The 14,409-nt window shown below is 75.4% G+C and carries 17 protein-coding genes and 1 tRNA gene; 8 read left to right on the top strand and 10 right to left on the bottom strand.

The annotated features are described in order from the left end of the window. From ACI79E_RS02520 to ACI79E_RS02505, 4 genes are all read right to left on the bottom strand, one after another. A complete protein-coding gene (locus ACI79E_RS02520; RefSeq protein WP_456930972.1) occupies window positions 1–282 on the bottom strand; it encodes a MoaD/ThiS family protein in 282 nt (93 codons plus the stop codon). Between the two features lie 2 nt (window positions 283–284). Beyond that, the gene (locus tag ACI79E_RS02515) at window positions 285–1,364 is read right to left on the bottom strand and encodes a WD40/YVTN/BNR-like repeat-containing protein (RefSeq protein ID WP_456930971.1); all 1,080 of its coding nucleotides are present in this window, start codon (window positions 1,362–1,364) and stop codon (window positions 285–287) included. Window positions 1,365–1,436: 72 nt separating this feature from the next. Beyond that, on the bottom strand, window positions 1,437–1,859 hold the full coding sequence (locus ACI79E_RS02510; RefSeq protein ID WP_456930970.1) for a hypothetical protein: 423 nt from the start codon (window positions 1,857–1,859) through the stop codon (window positions 1,437–1,439). Between the two features lie 80 nt (window positions 1,860–1,939). Further along, window positions 1,940–3,115 carry an Ig-like domain-containing protein gene (locus ACI79E_RS02505; RefSeq protein ID WP_456930969.1) on the bottom strand — a complete coding sequence of 392 codons (1,176 nt, stop codon included), beginning with the start codon at window positions 3,113–3,115 and terminating at the stop codon, window positions 1,940–1,942. A 176-nt stretch (window positions 3,116–3,291) separates the two neighbouring features. On the opposite strand from ACI79E_RS02505, the gene ACI79E_RS02500 reads away from it, so the two are divergent. Next, window positions 3,292–3,367, top strand: a tRNA-Lys gene (locus ACI79E_RS02500). Between the two features lie 55 nt (window positions 3,368–3,422). On the opposite strand, the gene ACI79E_RS02495 is transcribed toward ACI79E_RS02500, so the two are convergent. The 4 genes from ACI79E_RS02495 to ACI79E_RS02480 form a co-directional block, all read right to left on the bottom strand. Then, window positions 3,423–5,270 carry a potassium channel family protein gene (locus tag ACI79E_RS02495; protein ID WP_456930968.1) on the bottom strand — a complete coding sequence of 616 codons (1,848 nt, stop codon included), beginning with the start codon at window positions 5,268–5,270 and terminating at the stop codon, window positions 3,423–3,425. Window positions 5,271–5,282: 12 nt separating this feature from the next. Next, window positions 5,283–5,669 (bottom strand): DUF6394 family protein, encoded by a 387-nt coding sequence (locus ACI79E_RS02490; protein ID WP_097203593.1) that lies wholly within the window; start codon window positions 5,667–5,669, stop codon window positions 5,283–5,285. A 57-nt stretch (window positions 5,670–5,726) separates the two neighbouring features. Continuing rightward, a complete protein-coding gene (locus tag ACI79E_RS02485) occupies window positions 5,727–6,353 on the bottom strand; it encodes a TetR/AcrR family transcriptional regulator (RefSeq protein ID WP_456930967.1) in 627 nt (208 codons plus the stop codon). Between the two features lie 382 nt (window positions 6,354–6,735). Continuing rightward, the gene (locus ACI79E_RS02480) at window positions 6,736–7,344 is read right to left on the bottom strand and encodes a hypothetical protein (RefSeq protein WP_456930966.1); all 609 of its coding nucleotides are present in this window, start codon (window positions 7,342–7,344) and stop codon (window positions 6,736–6,738) included. Between the two features lie 145 nt (window positions 7,345–7,489). Here ACI79E_RS02480 and ACI79E_RS02475 point away from each other — a divergent pair, with 145 nt between their 5' ends. From ACI79E_RS02475 to ACI79E_RS02455, 5 genes are all read left to right on the top strand, one after another. Then, window positions 7,490–7,846 (top strand): hypothetical protein, encoded by a 357-nt coding sequence (locus ACI79E_RS02475; protein ID WP_456930965.1) that lies wholly within the window; start codon window positions 7,490–7,492, stop codon window positions 7,844–7,846. A 50-nt stretch (window positions 7,847–7,896) separates the two neighbouring features. Beyond that, window positions 7,897–8,961: an NAD(P)-binding domain-containing protein gene (locus ACI79E_RS02470; RefSeq protein WP_456930964.1), complete on the top strand. Its 1,065-nt coding sequence runs from the start codon at window positions 7,897–7,899 to the stop codon at window positions 8,959–8,961. 205 nt (window positions 8,962–9,166) lie between these two features. After that, complete coding sequence (locus ACI79E_RS02465) at window positions 9,167–10,084, top strand: ABC transporter ATP-binding protein (RefSeq protein ID WP_456930963.1); 918 nt, start codon at window positions 9,167–9,169, stop codon at window positions 10,082–10,084. Beyond that, window positions 10,081–10,893 (top strand): ABC transporter permease subunit, encoded by an 813-nt coding sequence (locus tag ACI79E_RS02460; protein WP_456930962.1) that lies wholly within the window; start codon window positions 10,081–10,083, stop codon window positions 10,891–10,893. The genes ACI79E_RS02465 and ACI79E_RS02460 overlap by 4 nt, the downstream gene beginning before the upstream one ends. Window positions 10,894–11,018: 125 nt before the next feature. Next, entirely contained in the window at window positions 11,019–11,360 is a 342-nt protein-coding gene (locus tag ACI79E_RS02455; protein ID WP_456930961.1) for a hypothetical protein, read from the top strand. Between the two features lie 122 nt (window positions 11,361–11,482). Here the strand turns inward: ACI79E_RS02455 and ACI79E_RS02450 are convergent, their stop codons facing one another. Together ACI79E_RS02450 and ACI79E_RS02445 are read right to left on the bottom strand one after the other, a co-directional pair. Next, entirely contained in the window at window positions 11,483–11,923 is a 441-nt protein-coding gene (locus tag ACI79E_RS02450) for a nuclear transport factor 2 family protein (RefSeq protein ID WP_456930960.1), read from the bottom strand. A 52-nt stretch (window positions 11,924–11,975) separates the two neighbouring features. Then, on the bottom strand, window positions 11,976–13,124 hold the full coding sequence (locus ACI79E_RS02445) for an MFS transporter (protein WP_456930959.1): 1,149 nt from the start codon (window positions 13,122–13,124) through the stop codon (window positions 11,976–11,978). An 88-nt stretch (window positions 13,125–13,212) separates the two neighbouring features. Here ACI79E_RS02445 and ACI79E_RS02440 point away from each other — a divergent pair, with 88 nt between their 5' ends. Next, window positions 13,213–13,755 (top strand): DUF488 domain-containing protein, encoded by a 543-nt coding sequence (locus ACI79E_RS02440; protein WP_456930958.1) that lies wholly within the window; start codon window positions 13,213–13,215, stop codon window positions 13,753–13,755. Beyond that, window positions 13,752–14,396, top strand: a complete 645-nt coding sequence (locus ACI79E_RS02435; RefSeq protein WP_456930957.1) for a nitroreductase family protein — start codon at window positions 13,752–13,754, stop codon at window positions 14,394–14,396. The genes ACI79E_RS02440 and ACI79E_RS02435 overlap by 4 nt, the downstream gene beginning before the upstream one ends. Window positions 14,397–14,409: the final 13 nt, after the last annotated feature.

Raw genomic sequence — 14,409 nt, 5'->3', positions numbered from 1 at the left:
TCACCCGCCGGCCACCGACGGCAGCACCTGGACGACGGCCCCGTCGCGCACCGCGGTGTCCACGCCCCCGCTGAACCGGACGTCGTCGCCGTCCACGTAGACGTTGACGAAGCGCCGCAGCGCCCCCGACTCGTCCCGGATGCGGCGGGCGAGCCGGGGGTGCGCGGCGTCCAGCGTGTCGAGCAGGCAGCCCAGCGTGCCGCCGCCCGGGTCCACCTGCAGGTGCCGCGCGCCGCCGACCAGGTCGGCCAGGACACCGGGCAGCACCACCTCGACCGACATCGTCAGACCCGCGCCGCGCGCACGACGAGGACGTCGGGCAGGTGGTCGGCCACCAGCTGGAAGGTCTCGCCCTCGTCGGCGCTGGCGTAGACGCACCCGTCCCGGGTGCCGACGTAGATGCCGGTCGGGTCGGCGTCGTCGGCGCAGAACCCGTCGCGCATGACGGCGGACCAGAACCCGTCGGGCAGCCCCGCGCCCAGCTCGGTCCAGGTCTCCCCGGCGTCGCGGGTGCGGTGCACCCGCAGCCGCCCGCCCGGCGGCACCCGCTGCATGTCGGCGACCAGCGGCACCACCCACGCCGTCCCCGGGGTGGACGGCGAGGACACGATCGGGAACCCGAAGTCGGCGGGGAGGCCGTCGGCGATCGAGGTCCAGGCCCTCCCCGCGTCGTCGGTGCGGAAGACGCCGAAGTGGTTCTGCGCGTACATGCGGTCGGGATCGCCCGCGTCGACGGCGACCTTGTGCACGCACTGGCCGTACTCAGGTGGCGGTTCGGGGAGGAACACGGCGCTGATCCCGCTGTTGCGCGGCGTCCACCCGGCGCCGCCGTCCTCGCTGACGTAGACGCCGCCGGCGCTCATCGCGACCACGACCCGGTCCGACGCGGGGTCGGGCAGGACCGTGTGCACCGCCGCGCCGCCGCCACCGGGCTCCCAGGTCGGCCGGTGCGGGTGGTCCCACAGGCCGCGGACGAGGTCGAAGCTGCAGCCGCCGTCGGTGCTGCGCCACAGCGAGTGCGGCTCGCAGCCGGCCCAGACGACGTCGGGACGCCCGGCGGAGTCCGGCCGCAGCTGCCAGACGCGGGCCAGGGCGGCCCCGGTGTCCGCGGGGAAGCGGATCGCCCCGGACTCGGTCTCCTGCCAGCTGCCGCCGAGGTCGTCGGACCACATCACCGTCGGGCCCCAGTGGCCGTACTGGATCCCGGCGAGGACCCGGGGCCGCGACCGGCGCGTGTCGATCGACACCGCCGCCACCTCCTGGGCGAGCAGGTGCGGCTCCCCCAGCGTCCAGGTGCGCCGGTCGTCGTCGCTGCGGGCCAGCCAGAGCCCCTTGCGCGTGCCGATGGCGAGCAGGTCGGTCATGGCGCCCCTCCGTGCGTCGGTCGGGGCGCGCGCCGCGCCCCTCGGAGGTCAGACCGCCGAGGGGCGCAGAACTCAGCGGCGGGTGGCGCCGCCGGGCTGGTCCGGGCCGGTGGCGTGCTGGGCACGCTCCGCCGCGGTCCGCTCGTGCTGCTGGCCCAGCCCGGGGGCGAGCTTCTCGGCCTTGGCGCGCAACTGGTCGGCGGCCGAGGCGTGCTCCTGGGCCTGCTCGGCGCGCTGCCGGGCCTCCTGCTCGGCCAGGCGCGTGCGCTCCTCCACCTCGGCGCGCTCCCGGCGGGCACGGGCGGCCTGCTCCTCGGCGGCGGCCCGCTCCTTCTCCGCCTGGGCCCCGCGCAGCTGGGCCTCCTGCAGGTGCTCGCGCGCCTGCTCCCGCTTCTTCGCGCCGTTGATCCGGTTGCGCTTGGCCAGTGCGAGCGCCAGCAGCGCCAGCAGCACCACCGCCACCACGACGATGAGCACGATCACCCAGGTGTCCACGGCACTCTCCTCGGGGTCGGGAACCGGGTGATCAATAGCCGCGCTGCGGATCCCGAAACGCCTGACCGCCGGGCGTCAGCTCACGTCAGCGCGCTGCCGGCCCGCCACTCCTCCCACGGGATGGTCCAGTCGTAGACGGCCGAGCGCAGCGTCCCGGCACTGGAGCCGCGGATCTCGACGATGTCGCCGGGCTGGGAGAACTGGAAGAACCACGCCGCCCGCTCGGTGCTGAGGTTGATGCAGCCGTGCGACACGTTCGCCCGGCCCTGCTGGCCCACCGACCAGGGCGCGGCGTGCACGAACTCGCCGCTGTCGGAGATGCGGACGGCGTACTCGACCGGCGTCCGGTAGCCGCCGGGGCTGTCGACCGGCACGCCGTAGGTGCTGGAGTCCATGACGCGGTCGCGGTTCATCTCGGTGACCACGTGCGGGCCGTTGTAGCTGGGGTTGTCGGGGCTGCCGGCGCTCATCGGCCAGGTCTGCACCAGCTGGTCGCCGTCGTAGACCTCCATCGTGTGGGTGGAGGCGTCGGCGATCGACACGTGCCGCGCGCCGATGGAGAAGGACACGGTGCGGTCCTTCTCGCCCCACACCCCGTCGCCGAAGGAGACGCCGTAGAGGTCAGCCTCGAGCGTGACGTCGGTGTTCGCCGGCCAGTACTGCGACGGCCGGAAGTGCACCTCGGTGTCGCTGAACCAGTTCCACACGCCGTCGGTGGGCGTGGAGCTGGTGACCCGCAGGTGGCTCTCGACGGCGGCCTTGTCGACCACCGGGTCGTCGAACCACACCCGGATCGGCATGCCGACCCCGACGGTCTGGCCGTCGAGCGGGCCGATGGACGGGGTCGAGACCGCCGCCGGGGTGACCGTCGTGAACGTCGTCGTGGCCTCGACCGGCTGCTCGTCCTCCCCCGCCGCGGTCGCGGTCAGGGTGTAGCTGGTGCCGTAGGCCAGCGGGGCGTCCGGCGTCCAGACGTCGGTGGCCGGGTCCTCGGGCGAGTCGGCGACCGCGCCGGTGACCGCGGCGCCGGCGCCGTCGACGACGGTGACCTCGGTCAGCTCGCCGTCGGTGACGGAGATCTCCACGGGCACCACGGGCGAGACGTCGACCGACCCGTCCGCCGGGGCCACCTGGAGCGAGACCGGCGGCGCGTCGGAGGTCGGCGCAGCCGCCGCCCCGCTGTCTCCCCGGTCCTGCTGGCAGCCGGCCAGGAGGACCAGTGCCCCCGCCGTGACCAGCGCAGCCGTCCGTCTCATCCGCGTTCCCTCCGCGTCGTGGGTGGCCGTGCCCGAGCCGGCCACCGGCGCCGACACACCAGTGTCCACGGAGGATCCGGAACGCGGTCGAACGCCGGGCCTGCGGACCACCCCGTCAGCACCCCGGACGGCGCTGGTATCGTTGCCATCCGTCACGCGGTGCAGCCGCACGACACGCGCCATTAGCTCAATTGGCAGAGCAGCTGACTCTTAATCAGCGGGTTCGGGGTTCGAGTCCCTGATGGCGCACCACACGACGGGCCCCCTCCTCCGGGAGGGGGCCCGTCGTCGTCCGGCGGGCGATCACCTACGCCCCGGCCCGGGTCGGCGGCCGTTCCGCCGGGAGCTCCGCCGCCTCGACCGGCGTGCGGGTGAGCTTGCGCCACACCCAGCTGGAGGGCACCCGGCGTCCGGACACGACGTACTCCAGCACCGAGTCGACCAGCAGGATCCTGCCGAGCGCCCGGCGCGCGGCGGCCCAGCCGGCCAGCAGCAGCTCGTCGCCGGCGCGCAGCTCCAGGTCGTCGTCCGGCGCGAGCAGCGCCTCCTGGCCGCGGAGGACGAGGAGCACCATCGCGTGCAGCGGCTCGTCGCGGTTCTCCGGGTTGCGCAGCAGGTCGCCCAGGCGCACCGCTCCGGAGGTCAGTCTCCGCCGCAGCGCGGGGGCCTCGTGCGGGGTCAGCCGCACCTTCCACAGCGCCTGCAGGTCCGAGCCGCACAGATCGGTGAGCCGGTCCACCAGGTCGGCGGCCCAGGCGTCGCCGCGGGCCGGCAGCTCGCGGATGAACCGCCACAGCAGCGGGGTGGACAGCTGGGCGTAGACCTCGTGCGCGATCACCTCGGTGGGCACCAGCCGCGCGTCGAGCTCCATGGCGGCGAACAGGGGCGCGCTCTCGGGGCGGTTCTGGCGGGCGGCGACGAACAGCCGCGGGTTGACGCGCCGGGCGGCGGCCACGAGGGACAGGTTGGCCGTGTCGTTGTCCGTGCCGGCCACGAACCCCACCGCCTCCGCGAGGCCGGCCTGCTCCAGCACCTCGGGTTCGGAGCCGTCGCCCACGATGATGTCGGCGTCCTCGGGGCCGGTCGGGTTCGGCTCGATGACGGTGACCCCGACCCCCTCGGCCCGCAGGTCGGCGGTGAGCTCGCGGCCGAGCCGGCCGTACCCGCAGACCACCCAGCGCCCCGACCGCGGGGGCGTCCCGCGGGCCGGCAGCGGCGCCCCGGGCCCGCTCTCCAGCCAGGTCAGCAGCTGGTAGGACGCCGGCGCGCTCAGCGCCAGGCGCAGGTGGTCGCCGAACCGGTCGAAGGGGTCCACCACGCTGGGGTGACCGAACGCCCGCATGCGGTCGGCCATCCCCTCCGAGGTGGCGCGGGCGATGACCGGCAGGTCCGGCCGCAGCAGGGCGGCGGCCATCACGACGGTGAGGTTGGCCTCCTCGTCGTCGGTGAGGGCGACCACCGCCTCGCAGCAGGCGTGGTCCAGGCCGGCGACGCTGAGGTGCCCGGGGTCGCGGGCGTCGGCGGCCAGCGCCGGGACGTCGGCGTGCAGCGGGGCCAGCTCGAGGTCGTCGATCCGCTGGGGGGAGACGTCGAGGACGACGAACCGCAGGCCCAGCGCGTCGATCGACCTCCCGAGCAGCTCGCCGGCGCGCCCGTACCCGGCGATGAGCAGGAACGGCTCGCGCAGCCGGGCCACCTTGCGGGTGAAGTGCTGCAGCGCCAGGGCCGAGCGGAACGCGCGGTCCTGCACGAGCGCCAGCAGCGAGCCGATGGCGTAGGCCCAGCCGATCACCGCCAGGTAGATCGAGATGGTCACCCACATCCGCTGGTTGTAGGTGAACGGGTACGGGATCTCGCCGAACCCGATCGTGGAGGCCGTGTAGCTCATCACGTAGAAGGCGTCGAAGAACCCCATCCGGTACGGGTCGCCCTCGGCGTCCTGCCCGGGGATGAGGGTCAGCCCGAGCACGCTGACCGCGAAGATCGTGATGAGCACGATGAGCGGCGCACGCATGCGCCGCATGACCAGGAAGATCGTCTCCGAGGCCTCGACCGCCGACGACGCGGCGACCCGGAGCGGTCCCCGGCGCATCCGCCGGTCGTCCTCCTCCCGGCCGAAGATGGTGCGCCAGAAGGTGAGCAGGGGGTTGCCCACGACGACCTCCCGTCACCCGCGGTGGAAGGACACCGTCTCCACCACGAGCAGGACGACGGAGACGATGTTGGCCAGCAGTGCACCACCGGACAGCGAGACCACGCTGGCGGTCCAGGACGGGGTCATGCCGGCCGACGAGACGTACTCGGCGTAGCCGAACATCAGCGTGGCGCCGATGAGCTGGAGGTCTGCGACGAGGCTGGTGGCCAGGTGCACCGCCCCGATCTGGGTGCGGTCGCCGAACTTCAGCACGGTCGCGATCAGGTTGACGACCACCGCGGCGAACAGCTCGTAGGGGTTGTGCAGCGCGGGGTCGTCGATGTCGCCGATGAAGAAGCCGAAGTTCAGGGTGGCCGCGAGCACGACGAAGAAGCCGAAGACGACCTTCTCCAGGTTCACCCGGCCTCCCGTGTCGTGGCCCTGCCCGCTGCCCCGATCCGGCGGTCCCGAAACGCGCTACCGCCTGCGCAGCAACGGCATCATGGCCTCGTCGACGAGCTCCGTCACCACGGTCGCGTCCAGGGGTCGGCCGGTCACCAGCCACCGGACGAGGAGGACGGCGGGTCCCACCTCGGCCGCGCAGGAGGCGGCGGCCGCCGCGGTGATCTCGCCGCGGTCCACCGCCCGCTCCAGGACGGCGGTCAGCGCCTGCGACCAGGCCGCCAGCGGGCCCCGCCGGGAGGCCTCGGCCAGCGCCGGGTCGCCGACGACCGCCCCGAGCAGGCTGCGGGTCGCCCGCCCGGCCGGGCCGTCCATCAGGTCGAGGGTGGTGGTGAGCAGCACCACGAGGTCGTCGCGCAGGTTCCCGGTGTCGGGCAGGGGCAGCTCGTCCTCCACGGCCACGTCGAGGACGCCGAGCAGCAGGTCGGCCTTGCTCGACCAGCGCCGGTAGATGGTCGCCTTGCCCACCCCGGCGGCCATGGCCACGGCGTCCATGGTCAGCCCGGCGTAGCCCTCGCGCGCGAGGACCTCGAGGACGGCCGCGGCGATCGCCTCGTCCCGGGCGGGGTCCAGCCGCCGGCTGCCGGTGCGGGTCCGCGGCGGCGCGTTCTCCGGACGACGGAAACCCTCACCCACAGTCACCGATCGAACGTATCTCGTATCCGTCGGTAGCGCAGAGTGTGGCGGGACGACACCCCCTGCAACCACGCGGCGGGGCCGGTCGCGGTGTCCCCGCGACCGGCCCCGTGCGTTCCCCCTCGACCGGTCCCGCCGTTCCCCCGCGGCGTCCCCGGTCGTGTCCGACGGCGGCGTTCCCCTGCGACGTCGTCGGTCGTGCTGCCGGTGCTCCCGTTCCCCCGCGGGAGCACCGGTCCTGCTGCCGACGGCGGCGTTCCCCCGCGACGTCGTCGGTCGTGCTGCCGGTGCTCCCGTTCCCCCGCGGGAGCACCGGCCGTGCCGCCGGCGGCTCCGTCCCCCCGTGCGATGGAGACGCCGGCTGTCCATCAGGCCCCGGAGGGCCGGCTCATCGCGCGGTGCCGCCGCGCTGCGTCGTGCTGAAGGTGAAGTCCAGGCCGCTGGTCGCGCCGGCCACCATGTCCGCGGTGGTCGTCGCCGGCAGCGACGCGGTCAGCAGCAGGTGGTCCACCTCGCCGGGGGCGAGGCTGGCCGCCCCGGTCAACGGCGCGTCGGCCACGATCGGGCCCGAGTAGAACCGCGTGGTCTGCCCGTCGCAGCTCCACACCCCGTCGTCGAGCGCCCAGGACTCCGAGCAGGAGTCGACCGCCAGCTGCAGGCCGTTGACCGCGTCGGTGTCCAGTGCGCTGGAGCGCGTGGCGACCGAGGCCATCCGCACCTCGCCGAGGGTGACGGTGCCGGCGTTGACCAGGTCGATGGCCGAGCTCTCGGAGTCACCGGCCAGGAAGCTGCCGTCGTCGAACAGCGACAGCGTGGCGGCGTCCGCGGCCTTGGTGAGCTCGATCGACAGCACCCCGGTGTCCAGCTGGGTGACCACCGGCGTGGTGCTGTCGGTGAAGGTGCCGTAGGTGCCCAGGCCCGCGACCGCCGCGGCGGCGCCGACCACGGCGATCGACGCGGCGATCCGCCCCTTGGTGCGCTGGGTTGCGGCGATCACGGTGTTCCTCCTCGGTGCTGGTGCGCCGTCGGTGTTCCGGCGACAGGAGGAACTCTGGCGGGCCAACCGCAGGCCTCCCGCCGGGGAACCGCAAGGGATCCGCAAGATGCCGAAACCCGTTTGCGGGCCTCCCTACCGTCGGCGCATGACCCCGACCGAGGAGCTGGAGCCGGTCCACCGCCGCGAGGACGGCGAACTCGTGGGCTACCTGACCACCGCGCGCCGCGAGGACGCCGACGCGTGCGTGGCCCACTCGCTCTTCGGCGCCCCGCTGCAGGCGTTCCCCGACCGTGAGCAGGCCGCCGCGTTCCTGCGCCACCGCGGTCTCCCGCTGCTGGCCGAGCGCTGGTGGTACCGCCCCGCCGACGGGTCCCCCGAGCGGCCGGCCACGCTGGTCGAGGCGCGGCTGGGTGAGGTGACCGTGCGCTTCGGCCACGACCCGGAGTCGGTCACGCTGTCCGGCGCGGAGCTGGCCCGGCTCACCCTCACCCCTCCGGCCTGACGCGGAAGCAGCCGGGCCCGGTCCCGGTTGTCCCGTCCGTGGACAGGGACGTGGAGGTCGTGGTCATCGGCGCCGGTCAGGCCGGGCTGAGCACCGCGTACCACCTCGCGCGGGTCGGCTTCGCGCCCGGCACGGGCTTCGTCGTCCTGGACGCCGACGCCCGTGCCGGTGGCGCGTGGCAGCACCGGTGGCCGTCGCTGACCCTCGCCCGCACCCACCACGTGCACGACCTGCCCGGCCTGGCCTTCCCCGCCGCGGCCGACGACGTCCCGGCCGCGGAGGCAGTGCCGGCCTACTTCGCCGACTACGAGCGGCGCTTCGGGCTGCCGGTCCAGCGGCCGGTGCGGGTGCGCGCCGTCCGCCGGACCGTCGACGGCCGGTTCCTCGTCCAGACGCAGGACGACGACTGGACCGCCCGCGCCGTCGTCAACGCCACCGGCACCTGGACCCGCCCCTTCGTGCCGCGCTACCCCGGCCAGGAGCTGTTCCGCGGCCGCCAGCTGCACCCGGTCGACTACCGCGGCGCCCACGAGTTCGCCGGGCAGTCGGTCGTCGTGGTGGGCGGTGGGGCCTCGGCGGTGCAGCTGCTGGGCGAGATCGCCGAGGTCGCCGACACCACGTGGGTGACGCGGCGCCCGCCGGTCTGGCGCGAGGAGGCGTTCGGGCCCGAGGCCGGCCGTGCGGCGGTCGCGCTGGTGGCCGACGCCGTCCGCGAGGGCCGCTCCCCCGGCAGCGTCGTCGGCGTCACCGGGCTCGTGGTCACCCCGTGGGTGCGGGCGGCCCGGGAGCGCGGCGTCCTCGACCGGCTGCCGGTGTTCGACCGGCTCACCGAGGACGGCGTCGCCTGGGACGACGGCCGCTGCGTCCGTGCCGACGCGGTCCTGTGGGCCACGGGCTTCCGCGCCGCGCTGGGCCACCTCGCGCCGCTGCACCTGCGCGGGCCCGGCGGTGGCATCCGGATGGACGGCACGGCCGTCGCCGGCGAGCCCCGGGTGCACCTGGTCGGCTACGGCCCCTCGGCCAGCACCGTCGGCGCCAACCGGGCCGGGCGGGAGGCCGCGCGCGACCTGCGCCGGCTGCTGCACCCGGCCGCGGGGCTGCCGCACACCGCCTGACCCCGCGGACGGCACCCCCAGTCCCCGTCGAGATCGCGGGATCTCGCACGGAACCACGGCCCTGGGTGTGCGAGATCGCGCGATCTCGACCACGTGCTCGGGGACCGTTCAGGGTCGGTCCAGGGGGTTCCCGGATGTCCACCGGCGCCGGCACCGGCCAGCCTCGACGGCATGACCTCCCCGACCTCCCCCGCGCGGTGACCGCATGATCACCGCGCACGGCCTCACCAAGACCTACGGCACCCGGACCGCCGTCGACGACGTCACCTTCACCGTCGAGCCCGGCCGGGTGACCGGCTTCCTGGGCCCCAACGGCGCCGGCAAGTCGACGACGATGCGGATGGTCCTGGGCCTGGACCGGCCCACCTCCGGCAGCGTCACCGTCAACGGCCGCCGCTACTCCGCCGCCCCCGCCCCACTGCGCGAGGTGGGTGCGCTCCTCGAGGCGCGGTCCCTGCACCCGGGCCGGTCGGCCCGCGACCACCTGCGCTGGCTGGCGGCGAGCAACGGCATCCCGCGCGCCCGCGTCGACGAGGTGCTCGACCTCGTGGGGCTCACCGCGGTCGCCGAGCAGCGGGTGGGCCGCTTCTCCCTCGGGATGGGCCAGCGCCTGGGCATCGCCGCGGCGCTGCTGGGCGACCCGCCGGTCGTCGTCCTCGACGAGCCGGTCAACGGCCTGGACCCCGAGGGCATCCGCTGGGTGCGCACCCTGGCCCGGGACCTGGCCGCCGAGGGCCGCACCGTGTTCGTCTCCAGCCACCTCATGGCGGAGATGGCGCAGACGGCCGACCACCTGCTGGTGATCGGCCGCGGCCGGGTGCTGGCCGACTGCTCGACGGCGGACTTCATCGCCGAGCACGCCGCCTCCTACGTGCGGGTGCGCAGCCCGCAGCACGACGAGGCCGCCACCGTGCTGCGGCGGCACGGCCTGGACGTCGCCGCGCACGGCGGCGAGCTGCGGGTGCAGGGGCTCGACGCCCCCGGGGTCGGCGAGCTCGTCGGCCGCGCCGGGCTGCTGCTGCACGAGCTCACCCTGGTGCGCTCCTCCCTGGAGGACGCCTTCATGACCCTGACCGCCGACAGCGTCGAGTACGCCGCGACCCCCGCAGGAGCCCAGCGATGACCGCCGTGGGCACCCACGCCTGGACCCGCACCGAGACCCCGGCCCCCGGGTTCGCCGCGACCGTCCGCGCCGAGTGGATCAAGTTCTGGACCGTGCGGTCGACCACGTGGTCGGTCGTGGCGATGTTCGTCCTCGGCGCCGGGCTGACCACGCTGGTCTGCGCGCTGGCCGCCGAGGAACTCGCCGCCGACAGCACCGGTGAGCCGGTCGGCGCCTTCGTCACCTGGGGGATGATGTTCGCCCAGGTGACCGCCATCGTGCTGGGCACGCTGTCCGTGACCAGCGAGTACGGCACCGGCATGATCCGGGCGACCCTCGCCGCGACCCCGCGCCGCGGGACGGTGCTCGCCGCCAAGGCCGTCGTCCTGACCGGGACGCTGTTCGTCGCGGGCACGCTGACCGCCCTGGCCGGGTACCTCGCCGGCAACTGGTTCCTCGAGCGGGAGGGCATCGGCCTCGCGCTGACCGACGACGGGGTGCTGCGCGCCCTGGTCGGCAGCGGCCTCTACATGGCCGGGCTCGGGCTGCTCGCCGCCGCCGTCGGCCTGCTGGTCCGGCACACCGCCGCGGCGCTGTCGATCGTGCTCGGGCTGGTGTTCGTGGTCGGCAACATGGTGATGCTGCTGCCCGACGCCTGGGGCGAGTGGGCCACGAAGCTCATGCCGGGCAACGCCGGTGGCCGGATCGCCACGCCGGAGTCGTTCAACCCGCTGCTGCTGGAGCCCTGGGCCGGCTTCGCGGTGTTCGTCGCCGAGGTCGCCGTCCTGCTCGCGATCGCCGCGACGTCCTTCTCCCGCCGCGACGCCTAGCGGCTCCCACCACCCTCTGCCGGCGTCCCCCGTGCACTGCCGGTCCTGCGGGACCGGCGACGCGGGGGGAACGCCGGCAGAGGCGGGGGGAGGGCGCCCGTCCGGTGGGACGACAATGGCTCAGCGTGACTGACGCACACGGCGCCGGGCGGCACGCCGCCGACGAACTGCTCCGCCTGATGACCGAGGACGACGTGGCCGGTGCCCAGCGGCTGCTGGCGGGCATCCCCACCATCCGTGAGCTGGTCTTCGTCGGGGCCGGCCTGACGTCGGTCGCGCGCACCGAGGGCCGTCGCCTGCCCCCGGCGCAGCGGGCTCAGGCCAGCACCCGACAGCTGCGGCTCGGGGCGCTCCGCGACGCCCACCGCGACGACCCGGAGGGGCTGCGCGGCTGGCTGCTGCGGGCCGCCGAGGAGGTCGTGCTCATCCGCTCCCAGCAGGCCGTCGCCGACCGCTTCGCCGGCTGAGAGGCGCGGAAGCCGGCCAGGGTCATCGCCGGCTGACAGCCGCGGGAGCACCGCAGCGAGCGCCAGCGGGCGAGGAGCGGACCGAGGCGCGCAAGCCGGCCAGGGTCATCGCCGGCTGGGGCTCAGCCGAGCGGCTCCACCCACCGCGCCCGCCAGGCCGGTGCCTCCACCGGCTGGGCGTAGTACCGGGTGTCGCGCACGATCCGGCCGTCGTCGTCGAGCTCCAGGGTGAGGACGACGTGCCAGACGTCGTCCTGCCCGTAGTCGTTGACGCCCTCGACGACCCACACCCGGCCGGCGCCCACGACCCGGCGCAGCCGGATGCGGGGCGGCGCCGGGAACGCCTCCTGCATCGCCCGCATGGCGTCGCGGCCGCGGATCCGCTCACCGGACTGCGGCATCTCCATGACGTAGTCGGGGTGCCGGACGCGGTACTCGTCCTCGGCCGAGAGCCCGCCGCCCGACGACAGGCCGAACAGCCGTTCCAGCCCGGCCCGCATCGCGTCGGCGTCGTCGTCGGCCACCGCGCGGCGGAACGACTCGAGCACCTCGGCCTCGCCCATGCGGCTCTCCTACACCCGCATCCCGGCCGGCCGACAGGGTCGCCGGCCCCCGTCAGGGCCGGGTGGCGACCAGCGCCACGGGCAGGGTGACGACCAGCGCCACCGAGACCGCGACGTAGGTCCACGGCAGCCCCATACCGGTCGTCACCACCCCGAGGGCCAGCGCGCCGGCGGCGGTGCCGGCGTCGAACGAGGCGTTCCACATGGCGCTGGCCGCCGTCGCCCCACCCTCCCCGGCCCGGACGAACGCGGTGACCAGGGTGAGGTTCTGCACGGCCCCGAACCCGGCGCCGAACACCCCGGCCCCGACGAGGACCAGCGCGTCGCCGGCGACCAGCCCCAGCGCCACGACGGCCAGCCCGCCCGCGGACAGGAGCAGCGCCAGCGGCATGAGCAGGCGGGTGCCCAGCCGGTCGGCGAGCAGCCCCGCCCGCCAGCGGGTGACCGCGCCGGTGACGCCGAAGACCAGCAGCGCCGCCGTCGCCACGACCCCGTCGGGCCGCTCGATCGGCAGGAACGTGACCAGCCCGCCACCGGCGAGGGTGACCACCAGGAGGACCACCGACGGGGCGAGCGCGGCCACCGCCGCCGCGCGCGAGGCCCGCCCGGTGGTCGGCTCCAGGCGCACCGACCGGGCCAGCAGCGGCACCAGCGGCAGCGCCAGCACCGGGGAGGCCGACAGCCAGGCCAGCCAGGCGACGTGCCCGTCGAGCACCAGCGCCACCCCCGCCGGGACGGCGGCCAGGTTGGGCACCGCGATCGCCAGGCCGTACAGGCCGATCGACTCCCCGCGCCGCTCGGGCGGGGCCACCTGGGCGGCGAGGGTCGCCCCGAGCACGGTGAGGATGCCGAAGCCGACGCCGCGCACCGCCGAGATCGCCGAGAGCCAGGCCAGTCCGTCGTCCACCACGTACAGCGGGGACGGCGCCCCGAGGGCCACCAGGCCGACGGCCAGGACCGGCCCCACCCCGAACCGGCCGGTCAGCGCCGGCACGACCGACTGCACGGCGATCGTGACGACCAGCAGGACCGCGGTGACCACTCCGGCGGTCCCCGCACCGGCACCCCCGGTCACCGCGTACGCCGGAAGTGACGCCAGCGTCAGGCAGTAGCTCGCGAACCCCAGCGCGGTCGCGCCGATCAGCGCCCGCATCGCCGGCAGCCGCCACAGCGACGTCCGCACCTCCGTCGTACCGGCCACGCCGCTCCCCCTCGCTCCGGGCCCCGTCGCCCGGCCGACCAGCATGACCGGCCGGGGAGGGCGGCCGCCCGCCGGGTAGGGGACCCCCGTGCCGCTGCTGACCGTGGGCCACGGGCCGGAGGACCGCACCCGCCTGGGCGCGCGGCTGGCCGGGGCGGGCGTGGACCTCGTCGTCGACGTCCGCCGGTTCCCGGGCAGCCGCAGCAACCCGGACGTGCGGCGCGAGGCGCTCGAGGAGTGGCTGCCCGCGGCGGGGATCGGTTACCGGTGGGAGGAGCGGCTGGGCGGCCGGCGCCGGCTGCCGCCCGACCAGCCGGTCGCCGACGACTGGTGGACCGTCGCGCAGTTCGCCGCCTACGCCGCGCACACCCGGACGGCGGGCTTCGGCGCGGCCCTGGACGAGGTGCTGGCCGAGGCGCGCGCGACCACCGTCGCGGTGATGTGCAGCGAGAGCGTGTGGTGGCGCTGCCACCGGCGGCTGGTCGCCGACGTCGCCGTCCTCGGCCGCGGGGTGCCCGTCGACCACCTCATGCCCGACGGGCGGCTGGGCCCGCACGTCCCGTCGGCCGGCGCCGTGAGGGGTCCCGACGGCCTCGTGCACTGGCCGGCGTCGGGCAGGGTGACCCCATGACGCTGCCGCTGACGCCCGACGAGCTGCTCACCACCACCCGCGCCGTGCGCAAGCGGCTGGACCTCACCCGTCCGGTGCCGCTGGAGCTGGTGCGCGAGTGCCTGGAGGTCGCGCTGCAGGCGCCGTCGGGGTCCAACGCGCAGTCGTGGCACTGGGTGGTGGTCACCGACGCCGACCAGCGCAAGGCGATCGGCGAGATCTACCGCGAGCAGGTGGTGCGCTACGCGGAGTCCAGCACGTTCGCGGGCAAGCTGTTCGCCGACCGGCCGGAGCGGGCGCAGGTGCAGTCCCGGGTCGGGGACAGCGCCGTCCACCTGGGCGAGGTCATGGGCCGGGTGCCGGTGCTCCTCGTCCCGTGCATCGCGACCGGGCGGCCGCTGCCCCAGGGCAACCAGGCGGGGCTGTGGGGCTCGCTGCTGCCGGCGGTGTGGAGCTACATGCTGGCCGCCCGCGCCCGCGGGCTGGGCACGGCGTGGACCTCGCTGCACCTGGCGCGGGAGGCCGAGGTCGCCGAGGTCCTGGGCATCCCGGACGGCGTCCACCAGGCGGCGCTGGTGCCGACGGCCTTCTACACCGGCGAGACGTTCAGGCCCGCCGCCCGCGAGCCCCTGGACACCGTGCTGCACCTCGACCGCTGGTGACGGGGTGGATCCG

The sequence above is a fragment of the Geodermatophilus sp. SYSU D00079 genome (genome assembly GCF_054050635.1).
Note: the sequence above shows the minus strand (reverse complement) of the source record. Positions and strands in the feature narration are given on the sequence as shown.

What these genes read in the sequence shown, in the direction of transcription:
- ACI79E_RS02520 (WP_456930972.1), bottom strand. Translation starts at nt 282, where the DNA reads ATGTCGGTCGAGGTGGTGCTGCCCGGTGTCCTGGCCGACCTGGTCGGC.
- ACI79E_RS02515 (WP_456930971.1), bottom strand. Translation starts at nt 1,364, where the DNA reads ATGACCGACCTGCTCGCCATCGGCACGCGCAAGGGGCTCTGGCTGGCC.
- ACI79E_RS02505 (WP_456930969.1), bottom strand. Translation starts at nt 3,115, where the DNA reads ATGAGACGGACGGCTGCGCTGGTCACGGCGGGGGCACTGGTCCTCCTG.
- ACI79E_RS02475 (WP_456930965.1), top strand. Translation starts at nt 7,490, where the DNA reads ATGACCCCGACCGAGGAGCTGGAGCCGGTCCACCGCCGCGAGGACGGC.
- ACI79E_RS02465 (WP_456930963.1), top strand. Translation starts at nt 9,167, where the DNA reads ATGATCACCGCGCACGGCCTCACCAAGACCTACGGCACCCGGACCGCC.
- ACI79E_RS02460 (WP_456930962.1), top strand. Translation starts at nt 10,081, where the DNA reads ATGACCGCCGTGGGCACCCACGCCTGGACCCGCACCGAGACCCCGGCC.
- ACI79E_RS02450 (WP_456930960.1), bottom strand. Translation starts at nt 11,923, where the DNA reads ATGGGCGAGGCCGAGGTGCTCGAGTCGTTCCGCCGCGCGGTGGCCGAC.
- ACI79E_RS02435 (WP_456930957.1), top strand. Translation starts at nt 13,752, where the DNA reads ATGACGCTGCCGCTGACGCCCGACGAGCTGCTCACCACCACCCGCGCC.